At 66.8% G+C, this 18,952-nt stretch carries 17 protein-coding genes; 9 read left to right on the top strand and 8 right to left on the bottom strand.

Features of this window, described 5'->3' with window-relative positions; translation table 11 throughout:
* Positions 1-6: 6 nt before the first annotated feature.
* Genes EPN51_RS05860 through EPN51_RS05840 form a run of 5 tightly spaced genes read right to left on the bottom strand, consistent with a single transcriptional unit; the run spans position 7 to position 6,874 of the window.
* Positions 7-1,980: a glycosyltransferase gene (locus tag EPN51_RS05860; protein ID WP_293038537.1), complete on the bottom strand. Its 1,974-nt coding sequence runs from the start codon at positions 1,978-1,980 to the stop codon at positions 7-9.
* Positions 1,977-3,440 (bottom strand): oligosaccharide flippase family protein, encoded by a 1,464-nt coding sequence (locus EPN51_RS05855; RefSeq protein ID WP_293038535.1) that lies wholly within the window; start codon positions 3,438-3,440, stop codon positions 1,977-1,979. Before EPN51_RS05855 ends, EPN51_RS05860 begins: the two co-directional genes overlap by 4 nt.
* An 11-nt stretch (positions 3,441-3,451) precedes the next feature.
* Complete coding sequence (locus EPN51_RS05850; protein ID WP_293038533.1) at positions 3,452-5,038, bottom strand: sugar transferase; 1,587 nt, start codon at positions 5,036-5,038, stop codon at positions 3,452-3,454.
* Positions 5,023-5,595 carry a dTDP-4-dehydrorhamnose 3,5-epimerase family protein gene (locus tag EPN51_RS05845; protein WP_293038530.1) on the bottom strand — a complete coding sequence of 191 codons (573 nt, stop codon included), beginning with the start codon at positions 5,593-5,595 and terminating at the stop codon, positions 5,023-5,025. Before EPN51_RS05845 ends, EPN51_RS05850 begins: the two co-directional genes overlap by 16 nt.
* Before the next feature lie 58 nt (positions 5,596-5,653).
* On the bottom strand, positions 5,654-6,874 hold the full coding sequence (locus EPN51_RS05840; protein WP_293038528.1) for a PPE family protein: 1,221 nt from the start codon (positions 6,872-6,874) through the stop codon (positions 5,654-5,656).
* Positions 6,875-7,529: 655 nt separating this feature from the next.
* On the opposite strand from EPN51_RS05840, the gene EPN51_RS05835 reads away from it, so the two are divergent.
* The 4 genes from EPN51_RS05835 to EPN51_RS05820 all read left to right on the top strand — a co-directional run bounded on the left by EPN51_RS05835 (position 7,530) and on the right by EPN51_RS05820 (position 12,232).
* Positions 7,530-8,207, top strand: coding sequence for a TetR/AcrR family transcriptional regulator (locus tag EPN51_RS05835; protein WP_293038525.1), 678 nt, complete (start codon positions 7,530-7,532; stop codon positions 8,205-8,207).
* Between the two features lie 53 nt (positions 8,208-8,260).
* Positions 8,261-8,974 (top strand): TetR/AcrR family transcriptional regulator, encoded by a 714-nt coding sequence (locus tag EPN51_RS05830; protein WP_293038953.1) that lies wholly within the window; start codon positions 8,261-8,263, stop codon positions 8,972-8,974.
* Positions 8,975-9,114: 140 nt separating this feature from the next.
* The gene (locus tag EPN51_RS05825; RefSeq protein ID WP_293038523.1) at positions 9,115-11,151 is read left to right on the top strand and encodes a hypothetical protein; all 2,037 of its coding nucleotides are present in this window, start codon (positions 9,115-9,117) and stop codon (positions 11,149-11,151) included.
* Between the two features lie 13 nt (positions 11,152-11,164).
* Entirely contained in the window at positions 11,165-12,232 is a 1,068-nt protein-coding gene (locus tag EPN51_RS05820) for a polysaccharide deacetylase family protein (protein WP_293038521.1), read from the top strand.
* On the opposite strand, the gene EPN51_RS05815 is transcribed toward EPN51_RS05820, so the two are convergent.
* Positions 12,229-12,591: a PAS domain-containing protein gene (locus EPN51_RS05815; RefSeq protein ID WP_293038518.1), complete on the bottom strand. Its 363-nt coding sequence runs from the start codon at positions 12,589-12,591 to the stop codon at positions 12,229-12,231. The two genes, EPN51_RS05820 and EPN51_RS05815, sit on opposite strands and share 4 nt — an antisense overlap.
* Before the next feature lie 210 nt (positions 12,592-12,801).
* Positions 12,802-13,392 carry a TetR/AcrR family transcriptional regulator gene (locus EPN51_RS05810; protein WP_293038516.1) on the bottom strand — a complete coding sequence of 197 codons (591 nt, stop codon included), beginning with the start codon at positions 13,390-13,392 and terminating at the stop codon, positions 12,802-12,804.
* Between the two features lie 93 nt (positions 13,393-13,485).
* Here EPN51_RS05810 and EPN51_RS05805 point away from each other — a divergent pair, with 93 nt between their 5' ends.
* Both EPN51_RS05805 and EPN51_RS05800 read left to right on the top strand, forming a co-directional pair.
* Entirely contained in the window at positions 13,486-13,959 is a 474-nt protein-coding gene (locus EPN51_RS05805; protein WP_293038513.1) for a DUF1772 domain-containing protein, read from the top strand.
* A 21-nt stretch (positions 13,960-13,980) separates the two neighbouring features.
* Positions 13,981-14,346 (top strand): nitroreductase/quinone reductase family protein, encoded by a 366-nt coding sequence (locus EPN51_RS05800; protein ID WP_293038511.1) that lies wholly within the window; start codon positions 13,981-13,983, stop codon positions 14,344-14,346.
* Here the strand turns inward: EPN51_RS05800 and metG are convergent.
* The gene (metG, locus tag EPN51_RS05795) at positions 14,343-15,887 is read right to left on the bottom strand and encodes a methionine--tRNA ligase (protein WP_293038508.1); all 1,545 of its coding nucleotides are present in this window, start codon (positions 15,885-15,887) and stop codon (positions 14,343-14,345) included. The genes EPN51_RS05800 and metG overlap by 4 nt on opposite strands.
* Positions 15,888-15,905: 18 nt before the next feature.
* On the opposite strand from metG, the gene EPN51_RS05790 reads away from it, so the two are divergent.
* The 3 genes from EPN51_RS05790 (at position 15,906) to rsmA (ending at position 18,939) form a co-directional block, all read left to right on the top strand.
* Positions 15,906-16,748 (top strand): TatD family hydrolase, encoded by an 843-nt coding sequence (locus EPN51_RS05790; RefSeq protein WP_293038506.1) that lies wholly within the window; start codon positions 15,906-15,908, stop codon positions 16,746-16,748.
* Positions 16,749-16,906: 158 nt separating this feature from the next.
* Positions 16,907-18,034 (top strand): resuscitation-promoting factor, encoded by a 1,128-nt coding sequence (locus EPN51_RS05785; protein ID WP_293038503.1) that lies wholly within the window; start codon positions 16,907-16,909, stop codon positions 18,032-18,034.
* Positions 18,007-18,939, top strand: coding sequence for a 16S rRNA (adenine(1518)-N(6)/adenine(1519)-N(6))-dimethyltransferase RsmA (gene rsmA, locus EPN51_RS05780; RefSeq protein WP_293038950.1), 933 nt, complete (start codon positions 18,007-18,009; stop codon positions 18,937-18,939). The genes EPN51_RS05785 and rsmA overlap by 28 nt, the downstream gene beginning before the upstream one ends.
* Positions 18,940-18,952 lie beyond the last annotated feature (13 nt).

Below are 18,952 nucleotides of genomic sequence, written 5' to 3'. Positions count from 1 at the left end.
CCTGATTCACAGCACAGCGTTGATCGCGTCGAGGTAGGCATCCGCCATCGCCTCGACCGTGTAGCACTTGTGCATGCGTTCGAAGCCGCGCCGTCCCACCGACGGCAGCGCATCGGGGTCGGCCAGGATGTGGGCCAGGCTTTCACGCCACCCGGATACCGACACGGGGTCGACGAGAAATCCGGCCTTTCCGAAATCCAGCATTTCCGGGACAGCGCAGATGGCCGACGCCGCAACGGGTACGGACCGCGCCATCGCCTCGAGAATCACCAGCGGGAAGGCCTCGGAGCGGCTCGGGACGCACAGCAGGTCGGCGTCGGCGAGGGCCGTGCCGGGACCCTCAACCCAGCCACGCCACCGCACCCGGTCCAGCAGCCCGGCGGGCGTGCGGGCCTGCAGCCTCTCGCGATCCGGGCCGTCGCCGAAAATCGAGAGTTTCCAGGGGAAGTCGGTGAGGCCGCCGAGCGCCTCGATCAGCACATGCGGATTCTTGTGCTCGAGAATGCGCGAGAGCATCACTAGGTGCAGTGGCGCACCGGCGGTCCGGATCCGCGGGCCCGTGTCACCGGTCACGGTGACACCGTTGGGTGCGATGAATCGCCGCCCCCGGAGTGGGTGCGTGGCGGTCAGCATGTCCCAATGCCGTTGCGCCAGCACGATGAAGCCATCGGCGTGGCGCATGGCGGCGGTCAGTGGCCGCGAGTAGATGGCCCGGTCCTCTTCCGGCGGAACGTGGGGGGCCACCAGCCAGCGGCGGCCGCGACCGGCGCCGCGCCACAAGGTGGCGAATCCCGCCTCGGTGTTGGTGTCCGCGGTGATCAGCACCGCCGGACCGTCGGGGATGTCGACGACGGGTGCCCACCAGGGCTGGCGCACCACGCGTACGGTCGGGGGGATCTCGGCGACCATCGGGCCGAACCGTTGCACGCAGACGATCGTCACCGGATAGCCGCGGCGGTCCAATTCGGTCGCCAGCAAGGCTTTTTGTCGCTCAGCGCCGCCGTAGACCAAGCGGTTTGTGGTGATCACGATCGCCGGGAGGTCTCGGCGCCGGGCGGCACCGGCCACGTTGCGCGCATTGCGTTTGGACCGCTGCAAGCGCTCCAGCAACGTCGTGCCGGCCAGGTATACGTCCGCGTGATGAACGCTGTTTTGATGCTCGAGTAGCAGCGCGGTGTTGGTGCGCGCCAGGTCCCGACGGCGGCGCTGTCGGGCGCCGTCGTCGATCACCGGATCGCCGCGGCGCTCGACGCCGAGTTCGTCGGCCAGCAGAATGCGCCACCCGGCCGCGCGGGCCCGGGCCTGCCAGTCGGCCGCTTCGCCGTAGCCGGCGTACTCCTCGTCGAAGCCGCCGATCGTGTTCCAGGCCGCGCGGCTGATCGCCAGGCAGACCGGGCTCAAATCGCCGTCGATGCTTCGTGATTCGGCGGGCTGACGAGGGTAGCGCGGTGAGAGGGGCGTGCGACGTAGCGAGTCGGCGTAGCCGGCGGCCGCGCTCCACTCTCTGGCGACGGTGCGCCGGCGGGCGGCGATGTCCCACGGCGCCCGAGCGGGCGCGCTGTCGTCACGCGCGAGCGGCGAGACCGCCGCCACCCGGGGCTGACGAAGCAACTCCCGGGTGCGGGGCAGCGGGCCCAGCACGCGGGCACCGGGGTCCAGCAACAGCAGGTCGACGTCGGCGGGTGTGTGCTCCACCAGCGTGTTGCAGGCCGCGCCGAAGCCCAGGTTCTGGTTTCCCGAAACCCAGTGCACCGCAGGGTATTTCGCGGCCAGGTCAGCCCGGACCGTGCCGCCGTTGCCGGAGACGTAGACGTAGACGGGCAGCGCGGGCAGCTGCTCGGCGACGCCGGCCAGGCAGCTCTCGAGGGACTCGTGGCCCCGTTGACTCACGATCAGCGCCGCCAGCGCCCGCGACGCCGGCAGGCCGGCCGTGTCGCCGACCGGGCGCCTCAGATATGCGCGATCCAATTCACGCTTCATGCCACCAGCTGACTCCGGCGCAGCGAGGTCACGTCCGACCAGCGCAGCGGGCCGACGGCCGCGCTGGTGGCCAGATAGACGGCGGCGGCCGCCGTCAGGGTCAACACCACATGGTGACCCGAAAGCAGCAGCGTCACGGCCACGCTCGCTGCCGTCGGTACCAGCAACCGCAGCAGGAACAGCACCGGCGTCCGGTAACCGCAGTGGCGGCGCAACCACCAGGTGCTGACCACCATGTTGAAGAATTCCGTGCACACCAGCGCGACACCCGGGCCGACCGCGCCGTACCGCCCGGCGAGGACGAGATTGAGTGCGACGTTGAGCACCAGGGTGGCCATCGTCAACCAGAACAGGATCCGCTGATGATGACTGGCGACCAAGCCCTGGCCGAGGGTGCCACTGACGAATCGCAGGGCCGCCGCGACGAACAGCAGCGCGAGCGTCGGGGTGCCGCGGGCGACGAAGGCCTTGTCGCCGAAGAGCGCGATCAGCGGTCCGGCCAGCAGCGCACCGACCACCGCGACGGGGACCGCGACGAAGCACATCAGCTCCACGCTGCGGCGCAGGAACCCGGCGAAGGCGGCGACGTCACGCGCGAACAATTCGGTGGCCGTCGATAACGTCGACTTGAGGAAGATCAGCGACACCACAATCGTGTTGAAGGCGATCGTGAAGGCCAACCCGTACACGCCGACCTCGGTATGCGTGCTCAGCAAGGACAGGATCACCCCGTCGGCGCGGCAGTACAGCAGACCGACGACCAGGAATCCGATGAGCGGCAGGCTTTCCCGCAACAGGTCGGCGGCCTCACGGGGAGCGAAGATCGGGCGCACCGAGATATGCCGCATCGCGGCGGTGCCCTGGATCAGCAGTTGCACGGCGGGCGGGACGAGCTGTGCGACGGCGAACCAGATGACGTCCGCGCGCGTCGCCACCAGCCAGGCGACCACGCCGAGCGCGCCCAGCCGGCCGACGAGGTCGGAGATGGCCACCGCGGAGAACCGGACCGTGGCAAGAAACACCGGCTCGAACCGCGTCACCATGGTTTGCATCAGCAGCGCCCCCGACAGCACGACGAGCATCACGCGCACGTCCGCGTCGCGGTAGACGAGCAACCCGGACAGCGCGGCCACCGCGGCCAGCGGTACGCAGTAGATCAGGGCCAGGCCGCTGTTGATCCGGACCAGGCGTTCCAGGTCGCCGCGGCCGGAGGTCACCCGGCGCACGATCACGGTGGCGATACCGAGATCGGCCAGGCTGGTCCACATGGCGATGAAGAGGACCGCGATGGAGAGTTGGCCGTAGCGCCCGGGGCCCAGATAGCGCGCGGTCATGGCCACCGAGACCACTGAGGCCAGCATCCCCAGGGCCCGGCAGATCAACTGGATGGAGAACGCGTGCGCCATCCGCGTGAGCGGCACCGAGGGCAGCACCGCGTCGGGTGCCGTCGGCTCGGTCATGGCTCGCGAGCCTAATAGGCTCCGTGGCTCGTTAAAACCGCTTTCACCGTCTTGGCGATAATCATCAGATCACCCGACATCGACCAGTTGTCGACATACGACAGGTCCAGCCGCACCGACTCTTCCCAGGAAAGGTCCGACCGGCCGCTCACCTGCCACAGCCCGCTGACGCCCGGCTTCACCAGCAACCGGCGCTTGACCTCGCCGTCATAGTTGTCGACTTCGCGTCGCAACGGGGGCCGCGGCCCGACGACGCTCATGTCCCCCGTGAGGACGTTGATGAATTGCGGGAGCTCATCGATGCTGTACCGGCGAAGGACTCTGCCGACGGGGGTGACCCGGGGGTCCTGGCGCATCTTGAAGAGCATGCCGCCGGCGCCTTCATTGCGGGCCAGCAGGTGTTGGAGCTGTGTGTCCGCACCGTCGGTCATCGTGCGGAACTTCAGCATCGTGAACGGTTTTCCGTCGACGCCGATGCGTTCCGACGGGTAGAAGACGGGCCCCTTGCTGGTCAGCTTGATGGCGATGGCGGCGGCGATGAGAATCGGTGCCGTGCCGACCAGCGCCGCCAGCGAGAACACGAAATCGAAGGCCTGCTTCTGAAAGCGGTGCGCCCCTTCGTATTGCGGCTTGTCGACATGCAGCAGCGGCAACCCGCCGGTCAGGCGCAGGGTCAACCGCGCCTCGGTCACGTCCATCACGCCGGGAGACACCACCAGGTCGACGTCCAGCGTCTCCAGCTGCCACAGCAGCTCCCTGATGCCGTGCATCCCAAAGTGATCCGTCTGCGTCACCGCCACGGTGTCCGCGCCGCAGCTGTCGATCGCGGTGGCCACGTGGGTTTGGTCGCCGAGGATCGGAACCTGACGGCCCCCGATCGTCAGGGTGTTGCCGCGGGCCGGCCCGTAACCGGGAATGCAGACACCGACCACGACGCACCCGGCCGCCGGATTGCGGGACAGCTCATGCGCGAGGTGCGAAACCGACTGCCGGTCTCCGATCGCCAAAACACGGGTCTGGCATTCGCCCTGGACGCGCTTGCGGCAGATGCGCTTTCGCCACACGCTACGGCTCGCCAGCAGTCCCATGGTGCCGACGGGAAGCGCGATCGCCAGATAGCCGCGGGCGAGATTTATGTTGGCGAGCAACGTCGCCATGGCGATGATTCCGAACGTCCAGAACGACGCGGTGCCGATGCGCCGGTACTCCTCGATGCCCGAGCCGATGATTCGCGTTGAGCGCGTCTGGAATACCGCGAGCGCCGACAGCCACAGCGCAGCGAACAGGAAGGAAAACAGCGTCATCGTCGGGTCCGAGTAACCCGACGTGTTCGCGATCTCCCCGAACCGGACGTACTGGGCGAGCAGTACTGACACACAGACGATCACCGAGTCGCTGCTGCGCAGATGCTGCGAGTATTGGTCCTGCCAGCGCCGTAGGGCGGTGCCGGCGACCGGGAGCACCGGACGTGCGGGTGCCGGCCGGGTGTTGGTCTCGTTGCGATGCGACGCGGTCATGCCGGCCGGCCAGGCCTTGAGCTGCCGCCAGCTGGGCTGCACGACATCCACCGTGTTGGGAATGATCACCGACTGACGCATGACGCCACCTGCTCCACTGGTGCCAACCTGGATGTGCGCGAGGGCCAGCTCGCGTCTTGCTCGGAGATGACCGTGACCGGTAGCGGCCACGAGATCCCGAATTCGGGGTCGTCCCAGCGGATCCCCTGCTCGTCGGCCATCACATACTGACCGCTGACGTGATAGGTGACCTCGGTGTCGTCGATCTGCGTCTGGAAGCCGTGGGCGACGTACGGGGGCAAGAACAGGGTCCGGTGGTCGTCGGCGTTCAGCTCCACCAGCACGTGGTCGCCGTAGTTCAGCGAGTCGGGGCGGACGTCGGCGGCGACGGCGACGATGGCACCGCGGGTGCAGCGGAGCAATTTGGCCTCGGCGTGTGGCGGCATCCGGCGGTACAGACCGCGCACGGTGCCACGGGTGTAGTTGAAGAAGATATTCGTCTGTGCGACATCAAATTCCAGCCCGTGATTGGCGAAGTCGCGGGCGCAGTACGCACGTGAGGAAAACCCGCGATGGTCGCGGTCGAGTTCCAAGTCGATGATTGTCACCCCGGCGACCTTGGTGGGCGTGTACTTCACTTACCGCTCCTTCTCCTGCACCGGGCCTTCATGAACACCTGTCCCCGCACGGGATGGCCTACGCGTATCCGGCGGACAGCGGGCGTGTCATCACGGTGGGGATCACGCCGTACCGGGGTCCGAGCGTCTTGCCCGAGGTAGCCGCCAGGCGGGGGAGCGAGCCCATGACGCTGGGCGGCACGTTCGCGCCGGCAAGGTTGATGGCCGGCAACGCCGACACGGCGCTGTTGGCCGCCGGAATGACGCTGGTCCAGCTCGCCGGGACCGCCAACGGCCCCAACGAGGCCGCACTGCCGAGGCTGCCGAATACGCCGGACCCGAGTGAACCGAGCGCGCCCGCACCCGAACTGACCGCGCTCGCGGCCCCCGACGCGGTGCCCGCGACCGCCATGGCCCCGTCGCTGGCGGCTTTGGCCAGGCCCTGAGCGGTCTGGGCCATGCCGAGGATGGAGGACATCCCATACAGCGGGGTCGCGCCCGCCATGAAATACGTGGCCGCGGTATTGGGCAGTTGGGACATCATGCTCGAAATCGCGTCTGACGCGGCCGAGCTTCCCGACGTGACCCCCGTGCCTCCACCACTCGCGCCGATACCGCTGCCATCGCCGAGGAGGGTGCTCCCGGATTTCATCGGCGAGGAAAGCCGGTGCAGCGTGTTGGGGACCTTGGACACCACGTGGGCCAGATTCGCCTGCTCGCTTTCCGAGGTGGCCCGCCCCACCGCGGCCGCCTGCTGGGCCGCCCCGCTCTCGTTGGTCACGTTCGGCGCCGGGCTGAACGGTGTCACTTCGCACGCGGCCGCCGAACCCGCGGCGTACGCGTACATCGCCGCGGCGTCCTGCGCCCACATCTCGCCGTACTCGGCTTCGGTGGCCGCGATCGCCGCCGAGTTCTGCCCCAGGAAGTTGGTCGCGACCAGCGTCGCGAGCTGTGCCCGGTTGGCGGCGACCGCCGGGGGCGGGACGGTCATGGCGAAGGCCGCCTCGAAAACCTCCACGGCGAGTCTGGCTTGACCTGCGGACTCCGCGGCGCGCGCGGCGGCCCCGGCCATCCACGCCATGTATGGCGCGTATGCGGAGGCCATGGACAGCGAAGAGGGTCCCAACCAACGTCCTGTGGTCAAACCGGCGATCACCGAGCGGTAGCAACTTGCCGCGGCGTGCAGTTCGGCGGCCAAGGCATCCCAGGCCACTCCCGCGGCCATCAGCGAGAAGGGGCCCGGACCGGCGTACATTCGCGTGGAGTTGATCTCCGGGGGAAGCGCTCCGAAATCGATCACGTCAGGGCCGCCCCGTCTCGAGTGGCGTCGAGAGCAGCGTTGCGACCGGTGCGCCCGGAGCATTCCCTGAGATCAACGCAATCGATAAATCCATACTTTGAGTATGTGAAATACCCTAATTCCAAACTAAGAGGCATTAGCCCTCGCCTTGAGGCCTTTGGTCCATGACCGCAGAGGCCGTTGGTCCCCGCGGCCGGCGGGGAGGCGAGCGCCGCGGTCATGCCCCCTCTCACCACGCGGCCCAAGTAAGGCGTGGTGAGAGGGGGCATGTGCTTCTCCTTTGCGCGGTACGGACGGTCGAGACGGTCTAGATGCCCGATACAAACTGACTATCGCACAATAGCGTATAAAACATACTAATAGTTTCACAACGCGGTGTGACGTAAACCTCAGGTATTCACACGACCGTCAACCGGGACAGCCGTATGACTGCTAACCTCGGGAATGGGTAAGCCATCTAGAGCGGCACGGGCGCGTGTTCGCTCGCAATCCCTGAAGAGCCCCTGAAGAGCCCCTGACGAACCGAGGTATGTGTGCCCTGCTTGAGCAAGGCGTCATTCGATAGAAGGGCGGACGGCACGGCCCGCGCCGTCCGCCTCGGCGACACGACGTGCGCCACAACCCCCGCCGCGGGGGAACTGAGCTCACGATTGCGATGACGACACACTCGACTGATGGACGCGCGGACGCGACCCGGCAACAGATTCTGCGGGCCGCGTCGCATCAGTTCGCCCGACGCCCCTACCACGACGTCGGCCTCGACGACATCCTCGCCGAGGCCGAACTGACCAAGGGCGCGATGTACTTCCACTTCAAGTCGAAGCACGCGTTGGCGGTCGCCATCATCGACAGCCAGGTCGAGGCCGGCGCGGTCGGCGTACGGGATGTGCTGTCGCGCGGGCTCTCGGGCCTCGAGACGCTCATCGACTTCTCGTATCTGATCGCGATCCAGGACATCAAGACGGACCTCGTCAGATCGGGCATGAATCTGATGGAGTCGGTCGGTCTGACGGACGGGATCCAGGACAGGTTGTTCGGCCGATGGATCAAAGCCCTGGCCAGAGTCGCGGAGCAAGCCAAGGCCGAGGGCGACATCAGCGAGCAGTGCGACCCGCAGGACATCGGCCGCATGATGGTCTCGCTGCACATGGGACTGCGAAAGACCAGCGATCTGGACGACCCGGAGCGGTTCCTGCTCGACTTGGAGAAGTGCTGGTCCTTGCTGCTCACCGGGATTCTGCAACCGGACCGCACCGACTATTTCCGCCAATTCCTCAGGCGGCGTGCGGCGCTCGCCGTCAACACCAGTTCAGACGATGCCGACGCGCAGTAACAGCGAAAGCAGGCGATCCGCACATCCGACGAGACTCCGGAGGTGCAGCGGCGATGCCGCGCCAGGTTCGGTCTGAAGCCACTCGGCGAAAAATTTTCGACGCCGCGATCGAGGTGTTCGGCGAGGTCGGGTACGCGGCCGCCGGCTGGAGCACGATCATCGAGCGGACAGGAATGACCAAAGGCGCCCTCTATCACCACTTTGATTCCAAAGAATCGTTGGCCTCGAACATCATCGAAGAAGGCTCCGACACGCTTCTGGGCGCCTATCGAAATGTCTGTAAGTCGTCATCGCCGGGGCTGGAAAACATTGTGCACGGCTCATTCACGCTCATCGACGTGTTGGGCTCAGACAAAATGGCCCGGGCGGCCGCGCAATTGGCCACTGCGTTAAGCGGATTCAACGGGGCCGCTTCCCGCTTCTACGCCAACTTGGTATTGGAGACCGCTCAGGAGGCGCGCCGCGCGGTCAAGGAAGGAGACCTCCGGAGCGACATCGACGCCGATGTGCTCAGCGCGTCGATCATCGGCACCATATCCGGGGCCCGGTTGGTAGCGATCGCGATATCCAGCCACGGCAGAATCGGGGACGTCATCGGCGACCCCTTCGCGCGGTTGCATCAGATATGGGAGCTCCTGCTGCCCGGCATCGCCTCGGAAGCGTCGCTGCCCTACTTCCAGCAATTTCTGCGGCGCGAAGTGATGCGCCATACCGCGGCTGCTGACGTTCACCGCGACGACGCAACCGGGGTGGCGGAAACCGATTAGCTTTCGGTGAGAGCCGTCGCTTCATGGCGGTCCGGGCCGGGGTAATCGACGCCGGCGGGATCTCGAAGAGGTGGTGCGCGATAGCTTTTCGCGGTCACCGCAACGGCGTTTCCGTTATTGGGGTTGAAGCGCTTTCAACAATGCATACTGTTCCGGTGATGTTCCGGAAATCTTTCGGCCGAGCAATCGCACTGGCCGGTGTCGTCGGTTTCTTGGTGATGAGTGCTCCGGCATCATGGGGTGCGCCGGCCGACCCGACTGCCCCGGCGGACTCGACGACCGCGACGACGGCGACGACGACGGCGACGACGACGTTGTCGATGACCGACGTTGGTTCGTCCGCCACCGTGGAGTTCTGGGGACTGACGAGCAGCCAGCAACTGTCCCTTCCGGTCCTGCACGGGCTGACCCCGACGGCGATGAACGCGACCGTCGAATTGCCGATCAATCTGCGGTCCGGGCTGCTCGCCGTGACGCAGGGCGAGCGCACCATCGCCAGGCTGAACCTGCCCAACACCGATCAGGCGCCGATCGTCATCCCTCTGGCCGGAGCAGAGGTGATCGACAACTGGCTGACGGTGACGTTGCGGGCATATCTGGTGCCGTTGGACGGATTTTGCCTGTACCCGGAGAGTCCTCTGCGGCTGGCCAACGGGACGGTCAACTACGCGGGCACCGAACTGCCGCCCACCACGGTGTCCCATTTCTTGCCGCCGGTGCTGCGGAAGCTGACCGTATATCTGCCGCAATCGCCGTCAACAGCCGAGTCCGACACGGCGATTCAGCTGGCCACTTCCGCCGCCGCGCATTACGGCAAGCAGGCCCCCGAGATCGTGGTGGTCCCGCTGCAGGAAGGGCAGGCGGCGCCGCCGTCGCCGCCGCAATCGCTGGAGCGCCAGGTTGTCATCAAAGAGGGCCCGGACAACGGGCTTTCCCTGCAGGGCCCCTCCGGTGTGCCGTGGCTGTTGATCTCGGGGTCGCTGAACCGAACCGACGAATCGGACACGGCCCTGTTGTTCAGCAACCTGTCGGATCTGGCCCTGTCGTCGCGGGCCTCGGTGGAATCGCCCAGGCCCAAACCGCAATTTCCGGGTGACACCGCCACGCTGCGTGAACTGGGCCAGTCCGTTGCCAACTCCACCTCCCTGCAACCGCGGGTGTCGATCGGACTCGACCAGACCCGGTTCGGCAGATCCGTTCACTCGGTGCGGGTGCATCTGCAGGGGTCATACACGCCGACGCCGAACAATATCGGCGGCCAGATCGCCGTCACGGTCGGTCCGGAGACCATCGACCACTGGCCGACCGACGGCCATGGCAACATCGACCGCTGGGTCGACGTGCCGGATCGGCTGCTACAGCGCTACACCAGCGTTGATTTGGTGCTCGATGTCGCCGGCAACATCGGGCACTGCGGAGATTTTTACACCGCCGGACCCGGAAATCAGTTGCTCACGTTGAACATCAGCGGCGACAGCATCGTTTCGAGCAGTCCCGCCGCGCCTCCGGTGCCGGACGGTTTTCAATCGGTGCCGCAGACCCTGATGCCCCGCGTTCAGGTGGGCGTCGCGGAGCACTCGTTGATCGACACGGTGCGCGCGCTCGACATCATGGTGGGCCTGCAGCGAATCAGCTCGATACCGATCGACACCACGGTCACCAGCGTGAAGCAGGCGATCGACTCGTCGAATCCCGCATTGCTGATTTCCGCCGACGGGTGGAATGAGTCCGACGTGACGCTCCCGGTGGGCGCCGGGCCCAGCGGTCCGATCACCGTCAACGCCGTCGGGCCCGGCGACAAGCCCACCAAGCTCACGCTGGACCCGGTGTTGCGGTTCGCCTCTCTCCAAACGGTCTTCCATCGCGGCCGGTCACTCCTGATCGCGACGTCCAACGGGGCGCCCGGACAGCTTGACGAGCTGATCAGGTGGCTCAAGGGCGACAACAACAAGCACTGGCAGCGGCTCAAAGGCGTTGCGGTGGTGTCGGTGCCCGGACAAGACCCGGTGACCGTCGATCATCCGCCGTTGGCCGCCGGTGCGGCGGCCGCGGGAGCCGGAGGCCATTCGGATCTCGACTGGCTGTGGTGGTTCGGCGCAGGTTGGGTCGCTGTGGCCGTCGTCGGCGCCGGGGTGATCGTATGGCGCGTCAGGCGCGAATCATGGCGGCGCCGATAGAGTTCGACAATTGATGGCACGAGTCAAAGGCATCGCGACGCGCACGGCCATCAAGAACGTGGCCGCCGGATTGCTGTGCGCCGCCGGGGTTCCGGCGCTGGCCCGGCGACGGCACCGCGACGCGCTCGCCATCGTGATGTTCCACGGCGTGGAAGACCAACCGCTGTCGCCGGCCTGCCGCCATGTCGGTAGCTCGGCGCTGTACCGGCGCCAATTGGAGTACATCCGTAGGCATTTCAACGTCCTGGCACTCGAGGATGCGCTGGTTCGGCTGGCGGCCGGTACGTTGCCGCCGCGCGCGATGGCGATCACGTTCGACGACGGCACCCGCAACCTCGCGACACACGCGATGCCGGTGCTGCGCGAAATGAACCTGCCCGCGGCGGTGTTCCTGGCGACGGGCCCGATCGGCACCGCCGAAACCTTGTGGCCCGACCGGCTGTGGCTGGCGATCGCCCGCAGCGTGGCGACCGAAGTCGATTTGGCCGCACTGGGATTAGGAACGTGTTCGCTCGACGGCAACTCCCAGCGCGGCAGGGTTTACGCGGCAGCGGTTGAGGCGTTGAAAGACCTTGCCGACGCGGAACGAATGGCGGTGCTGGGCGACGTGCTCGGTGCACTCGGATACGGCGACGACCCGGACGGTGGCCCGTTCCGGATGCTCACCTGGGACCAAGTGCGTGAAATGGCCGAGGACCCTTTGGTGACGCTGTATCCGCACACCGTCACCCACCCGATCCTCGCCCGTTGCCCGGACGACAAGGTCGAGCGGGAGATCACGGATTCCTGCGTGGCGATCGAACGTGAGACGGGCGTGGCGCCAACGGTTTTCGCCTACCCGAATGGACGGGCACAAGATTTCGACGCCCGAGCCAAGGACGTGTTACGCCGCCGCGCGGTTCGCTGGGCGTTGTCCACCACTCCGGGATTCGCCGATCGCCGCGGCGATCCGCTGGCGTTGCCGCGACTGGCGGTGGGCGGCGATTCGTCCTTCGGCTACTTCCGGCTGATGGTCTCCGGTGCTCTGCCGCGCCGACGCGGGACGTCCGTCGCGGCGGCCCGCGCTCACCGAGGACGCTAGCGCGCTTCCTCCCAGAGCTGCTCGGTCAGATCCTGGAACGCGGCAAGCGCGAACTGATCATCAACCCGCCGCACCGCGGACTTGCTCATCATCGCGCGCACCACCGAACCGTCCTTGTGCGCCAGTTCGACGACCATGTTCGCGAGGGCGTGGACGGTCGCCAGCAGTGATTCCGACGCCGGGGCCTGATGGAAGATCTGTTCGAAGCGCAGCGACAGGGCCTCGTCCGGCTCGTAGCCCATCATGTCGGCAAATGCGGTGTTGGCGAACAAGATACTGCCGTCGTCCCCGATGGCCAGCACGGGCACGGGGATCCGTTCCAGCACCACCAGTGCGGGTAGCTCCTTCAAGGTCGTCATCGGTGATTGGCTCTGTTGCCGGTTCTGGCGTCGTTCCACAGCCCGATTATGGTCCATCGCAGTGGATATGTTGGAGGCTTTGCCGGACGGATTTGACGGTGTCGTTGAACTCGCTTGATCCGCAACCGAATTGTCCGGGATTCCGACGGCCGGTCACACCCCTTTGACTCCGCCGCTGTGCGAGCGTGCGAGGAGCCGGTATCACCGGCCTCACGTCGACGGTGTGGCGGCGCCGCAGAACCCGCTGACCAGGATGTCGACGCGGGCGGCGTGATGGTTCGGGCGTAACCGCCCGCCGCGGTCCAGGGTGACCAGGCCGTGCAGGGCGGCCCACACCACCTCGGTCAGCGTGTCGGGGTCCCGCGGGCCCGCGACCATGTCCACCGCCGCGCGCAGTTCGGCGAACGCCGCCGTCAGCTCGGCCGGGGTTTCCGCGGCGGCGAACGGCAGCGTGGTGGCGCGGGTGAACATCGCGTCGAACAGTGCGGGGTTGTCACGGGCAAACTCGATGAAGGCCCGGGCAACTCGCGCCAGGGCATCCCGGCCGTCGGTGGCGCCCCCGCGCGCGGTGCGGAGCGCGCCTGCGAGTTCGCCGAATCCCTCCAGGGCGACCGACGCGGCGATGTCCTCCATGCCCGAGAAGTGTTTGTAGAGCACCGGTTGGCTGTATTCGATCTCGGCGGACAGCCGACGGGTGGTGACGGCGTCCCAGCCCTCTTCCTCGGCCAGCTTGCGCGCGGTCGCGGTGATCAGCCGACGACGAGCGGCCCGTTCGCGTGCCCGGCGGTCTTCGATGGCCATCCGGTAATGCTAGCGCCGATATAGAAAATAGCATCACTATTGACACGCGAACATCTGGGGGTTAGCGTTGCTAGCACCTGCCGTCGACGAGGAGTGCGCATCATGATCGCCACGTTGTTCGCGGTCATCGCGGTGCTGGGCACCGCGGTGGTCTATGGCACCGACGTGTTCTGCGCGCTGGTGCAGCGGCCCGCGTTGGCCCGGATCGACGACCGGGCCCTGCTCGCGGTGATGGGCAACATTCATCGCTACGGAGACCGCCGGATGCCGGTGCCCGGGGTGCTCGGCGTGGTGGCCGCGGCGATCAGCGCGGTATTCGCCGCGGCGTCGGGCCGCTGGGCGCAGGCCGGCGCGGCCGGTGCCTCCGTCGTCCTGCTGCTGGGGTGGCTATTGGTTTACCTGCGCGTGAGCGCGCCGATCAATCGCCAACTCGTTGCCGGGGTCGATCGACCCGAGCTGCCAACCAATACCCGAGCGCTGCAACGTAATTGGGACAAGGTGATCACGATCAGGGCCACCTTGCAGGGCCTGGCAGTCGCAGGATTGTGCCTGGCACTACTGATCTGAACCGGAAGGGGTATGGGGACAGTGACGATAGGCAAGAACGTCGGGCGCCTGCTGATGCGCGGGGCTCCGCTTCTGAACGCGCCGGTCGCGGCAATAGCGGCCTCGCCGCGCTTCGGCGCACGCATCGGGCGCAGCATCACGCTTGTCACCTACACGGGTCGGCGTTCGGGGCGGACGTTTTCGATTCCGGTGGCTTACCGCCGCCGCGGCGAGGCTATCGAGATCGCCGCGAATATGCCCGACGCCAAGACGTGGTGGCGCAACTTTGTCGGCGATGGCGCCCCGGTGACGCTGACCCTCGACGGCGCGGAACGGGCCGGACATGCCATCGCTCACCGAGACGCCAACGGGCGCGTCACCGTTCGCGTCCGCCTCGCAACCAGCTAGTCGACCTGGTAGCGGGGGAAGACGCCGGTCGGCGCCGGCAGCGCCGTGCCGGGCGCCAACCGTGTGCCGATGGCGTCAAAGCCGCGCTGCTCGGGCGTTTGGCCGAGCAGATCCAGTAGCTTGCCCGCCGAATCGGGCATCACCGGCTGAATCAACAGCGCCGCAATGCGAACCGCTTCGCACGTCGTGTAAAGCACTGTCGCGAAGCGCTTCTGATCCGCCGCCGACTCGCTCTTCCGCAGGACCCACGGCTGTTGCGCCGAGAAGTACCTGTTGGCGTCGCCGAGCATCAGCCAGATCGCTTCCAGCGCCACGTGCATGGCCTGCGCGTCGAAACCGGCGCGGACACGGTCCAATAATCCGTCGGCCGTCGTCAGCAGTTCGGTGTCGGCGGCGGTGAAGTCACCGGGTTCGGGCAGCACCCCGCCCAGGTTCTTGGCGATCATCGACAGCGACCGCTGGGCCAGATTGCCCAGCTCATTGGCCAGATCGGTGTTGATCCGGGTGACGATGGCCTCTTCGCTGAAGCTGCCGTCCTGGCCGAACGGAACCTCCCGCAACAGGAAATAGCGCACCTGATCCACCCCGAACTGCTCGATCAGGGTGACCGGATCGACGACGTTGCCCACCGACTTGCTCATCTTCTCGCCACGGTTGAGCAGAAACCCGTGCGCGAAAACCCTTCGCGGCAGCTCGATTCCGGCCGACATCAAAAATGCCGGCCAGTACACGGTGTGAAACCGGATGATGTCCTTGCCGATCATGTGTAGGTCGGCCGGCCAATAGCGGCGGAACATCTCCGCGTCGGTGTCCGGGTAGCCGACCCCGGTCAGGTAGTTGGTCAGCGCGTCGACCCAGACGTACATCACGTGATCGGGATGCTCGGGCACGTGCACGCCCCAGTCGAACGAGGTGCGCGAGATGGACAGATCACGCAGGCCGCCCGAGACGAAGCTGACGACCTCGTTGCGTCGCACCTCGGGCGCGATGAAGTCCGGGTTCGCCTCGTAGTGGGCGAGCAACTTGTCGGTATACGCCGAGAGCCGGAAGAAGTAGGTCTGTTCCTCGGTCCAGGTCACCGGGGCGCCGGTCTCCACGGCCGTCCGGGTCCCGTCCTCGAGGAGTCTGGTTTCCGATTCGACGAAGAACCGTTCATCGCGCACCGAATACCAGCCCGAGTAGGTGTCCAGGTAGATGTCGCCGGCCGCCGCCATCCGCCGCCAGATCTCCTTGGATGCCTCGTGGTGGTCGGGGTCGGTGGTGCGGATGAAGCGGTCGAAGGAGATGTTCAACCGCTCCTGCAGGCGCTGGAACACATCGGAGTTGCGCCGGGCCAGCTCGGCCGTACCGATGCCCTCGGCCGCCGCCGTCTCGACCATCTTGAGGCCGTGCTCGTCGGTGCCGGTCAAAAACCGCACATCGAACCCGTCGAGCCGCTTGAACCGGGCGATCGCGTCGGTGGCGATGTATTCGTACGCGTGCCCGATGTGCGGATCGCCATTGGGGTAGGTGATTGCGGTGGTGACGTAATACGGCCTCATCGCAGTTCACCCTATTGTGTGCGCGTGAGTTCCAAACGCCAGCCGCCCCCGCCCCCAGAGCCGTTGAGCCCGCTCGTCGACGCGCACACCCACCTCGACGCGTGCGGCGCCGCCGACGCCGAGGGAGTGCGGGCCATCGTCGACCGCGCCGCGGCGGTTGGCGTGCGCGCCGTCGTCACCATCGCCGACGATCTCGACTCGGCGCGCTGGGTCACCCGCGCCGCCGAGTGGGACCGGCGGGTTTATGCCGCGACGGCGCTGCACCCGACCCGCGCCGACGCGCTCACCGATGCCGCCCGCGCCGAAATCGAGCAACTGGTGGCCCACCCCCGGGTGGTGGCGGTCGGCGAGACCGGCATGGACATGTATTGGCCCGGGCGGCTGGACGGCTGCGCCGGGCCCGCCGTGCAGCGGGAGGCCTTCGCCTGGCATATCGATCTGGCGAAGCGGACGGGGAAACCGTTGATGATCCACAATCGGGAGGCCGATGCCGAGGTACTCGACGTGCTGGCGGCCGAGGGCGCCCCGGACGTCGTGATCTTCCACTGCTTTTCCTCGGACACCACCATGGCGCGGCGCTGCGTGGACGCCGGCTGGCTGCTGAGCCTGTCCGGCACGGTCAGCTTCCGCAACGCGCGCGCCCTGCGCGAAGCCGTCCCGTTGATACCGCCGGAGCAGCTGCTGGTGGAAACCGATGCACCGTTTTTGACGCCGCATCCCTACCGGGGGACGGCGAATGAGCCCTATTGCCTTCCTTATACTGTTCGGGCGATCGCCGAATTGGTGGATCGTCGCCCGGAAGAGCTGGCTCAGGTCACGACGAGCAATGCCCGAAGGGTGTACGGATTGGCCGCTCAGTGAGGCGACTGACCGGGGCGATTTGTTCAACGCAACCGCGTCAGAGTTGCCCAACATTGGCCAGTTCGTTACCGTCTTGTGATCGAACGGTTGGGCCTACGGGCCCTTAATTTGTGACTTGCTGCTGACTGAGTGGGTTGTTGAGGGTTGGGTAACGCGCGTTGAGTGTATTGACAAAACTTCATCAGAATCCTTCGCCGATGTTGCGTCTCGTGGTCGGAGGGCTGCTGATAGTCCTGGCATTCGCGGGCGGATATGCGATCTCGGTGTGCAAGACGGTGACGTTGACCGTCGACGGCGTCGCCATGCAGGTGACCACCATGAAATCCCGCGTCATCGACGTCGTCGAGGAGAACGGTTTCGTCATCGACGACCGTGACGACCTGTATCCCGCCGCCGATGTCGCGGTTCACGACGCCGGCAAGATCGTGTTGCGGCGCAGCCGCCCGTTGCAGATCTCGCTGGACGGCCACGACACCAAGCAGGTGTGGACCACGGCGTCCACCGTGGACGAGGCGCTGGCCCAGCTGGCGATGACCGACACCGCCCCGGCCGCGGCCAACCGCGGCAGCCGCGTTCCGCTGGCCGGGATGGCGCTGCCCGTCGTCAGCGCCAAGACGGTCCGCATCAACGACGGCGGCGCGACACGCACGGTGCATCTGGCCGCCCCGAATGTCGCCGGCTTGCTCAGCGCCGCCGGCGCGCCACTGCTCGAGAGCGACCAGGTGGTACCAACCGCGACGATGCCGATCGTCGACGGAATGGAACTCCAGGTGACCCGCAACCGTATCCGGCAGGTCACCGAGCGGATCCCGTTGTCGCCCAACGCGCGTCGGATCGAAGATCCGGAGATGAACATGAGCCGCCAGGTGGTCGAGGATCCGGGTAGCCCGGGCACGCAGGATGTCACCTTCTCGGTGGCGACGGTCAACGGAGTCGAGACCGGCCGGCTGCCGATCGCCAACACGGTGATCACGCCCGCCCGTGAATCGGTGGTCCGCATCGGCACCAAGCCCGGCACCGATGTGCCTGCGATCAGTGACGGTTCCATCTGGGATTCGATCGCGGGCTGTGAGGCCGGCGGAAACTGGGCGATCAACACCGGTAATGGGTACTACGGCGGTGTGCAGTTCGATCAGGGCACGTGGGAGCGAAACGGCGGGTTGCGGTTCGCCTCCCGGGCCGACCTCGCCACCCGTGAGGAGCAGATCACCGTCGCCGAGGTGACCCGAGAGCGCCAGGGTTGGGGCGCATGGCCAGTGTGCAGCGGAAGAGCGGGTGCGCGCTGACCATCCGGCTACTCGGGCGCACCGAGATCAGGCGGCTGGCCAAAGAACTTGAATTTCGGCCACGGAAATCGCTCGGCCAGAATTTCGTCCACGACGCCAATACGGTGCGCCGGGTGGTGTCGACCTCCGGAGTCGGTCGGTCTGACCATGTCCTGGAAGTCGGTCCCGGCCTCGGTTCGTTGACGCTGGCATTGCTCGACCGCGGCGCCACCGTCACCGCCGTCGAAATCGATCCGTTGCTGGCCGAACGGCTGCCGCACACCGTCGCCGAGCACTCGCACAGCGAAATCCAGCGCCTGACCGTGCTCAACCGCGACGTCCTGACCCTTCGCCGCGACGAGCTGGCCGTGCAGCCGACCGCCCTGGTCGCGAACCTGCCCTACAACATCGCGGTCCCGGCGCTGTTGCACCTGCTCGCCGAATTTCCGTCCATCCGGACCGTGACGGTCATGGTGCAGGCCGAGGTGGCCGAACGTCTGGCCGCGGAACCCGGTGGCAAGGAGTACGGCGTCCCCAGCGTGAAGGTTCGCTTCTTCGGCCGGGTTCGCCGTTGCGGCATGGTGTCGCCGACCGTCTTCTGGCCGATTCCCCGGGTGTATTCCGGGTTGGTTCGCATCGATCGACACGCGACCTCGCCGTGGCCCACCGACGAGGCTTTCCGCCGGCAGGTGTTCGAGCTGGTGGACATCGCGTTCGGTCAGCGCCGCAAGACCTCACGCAACGCGTTTGTGGACTGGGCCGGCTCGGGCAACGAGTCGGCGGATCGGTTGCTGGCCGCCAGCATCGACCCCGCCCGTCGCGGTGAGACGCTCTCCATCGACGACTTCGTGCGGTTGTTGCAGCGGTCCTCGGATCGGACCCACAGCACCGCCGCGCCGAACCCCCACACGGCCCCCGCCGGCTGACGGCGAGACGCCC

It is taken from the genome of Mycobacterium sp. (assembly GCF_004298145.1).
Taxonomy (GTDB): Bacteria; Actinomycetota; Actinomycetes; order Mycobacteriales; family Mycobacteriaceae; genus Mycobacterium.
This window is presented reverse-complemented; position numbering and strand designations above follow the sequence as displayed.

Coding starts and splice junctions, on each gene's coding strand:
- EPN51_RS05850 (WP_293038533.1), bottom strand. CDS start 5,038: ATGCGTCAGTCGGTGATCATTCCCAACACGGTGGATGTCGTGCAGCCC.
- EPN51_RS05825 (WP_293038523.1), top strand. CDS start 9,115: ATGCATACTGTTCCGGTGATGTTCCGGAAATCTTTCGGCCGAGCAATC.
- EPN51_RS05855 (WP_293038535.1), bottom strand. CDS start 3,440: ATGACCGAGCCGACGGCACCCGACGCGGTGCTGCCCTCGGTGCCGCTC.
- EPN51_RS05860 (WP_293038537.1), bottom strand. CDS start 1,980: ATGAAGCGTGAATTGGATCGCGCATATCTGAGGCGCCCGGTCGGCGAC.
- EPN51_RS05810 (WP_293038516.1), bottom strand. CDS start 13,392: ATGGCCATCGAAGACCGCCGGGCACGCGAACGGGCCGCTCGTCGTCGG.
- EPN51_RS05815 (WP_293038518.1), bottom strand. CDS start 12,591: ATGACGACCTTGAAGGAGCTACCCGCACTGGTGGTGCTGGAACGGATC.
- metG (WP_293038508.1), bottom strand. CDS start 15,887: ATGAGGCCGTATTACGTCACCACCGCAATCACCTACCCCAATGGCGAT.
- EPN51_RS05820 (WP_293038521.1), top strand. CDS start 11,165: ATGGCACGAGTCAAAGGCATCGCGACGCGCACGGCCATCAAGAACGTG.
- EPN51_RS05835 (WP_293038525.1), top strand. CDS start 7,530: ATGACGACACACTCGACTGATGGACGCGCGGACGCGACCCGGCAACAG.
- EPN51_RS05830 (WP_293038953.1), top strand. CDS start 8,261: ATGCCGCGCCAGGTTCGGTCTGAAGCCACTCGGCGAAAAATTTTCGAC.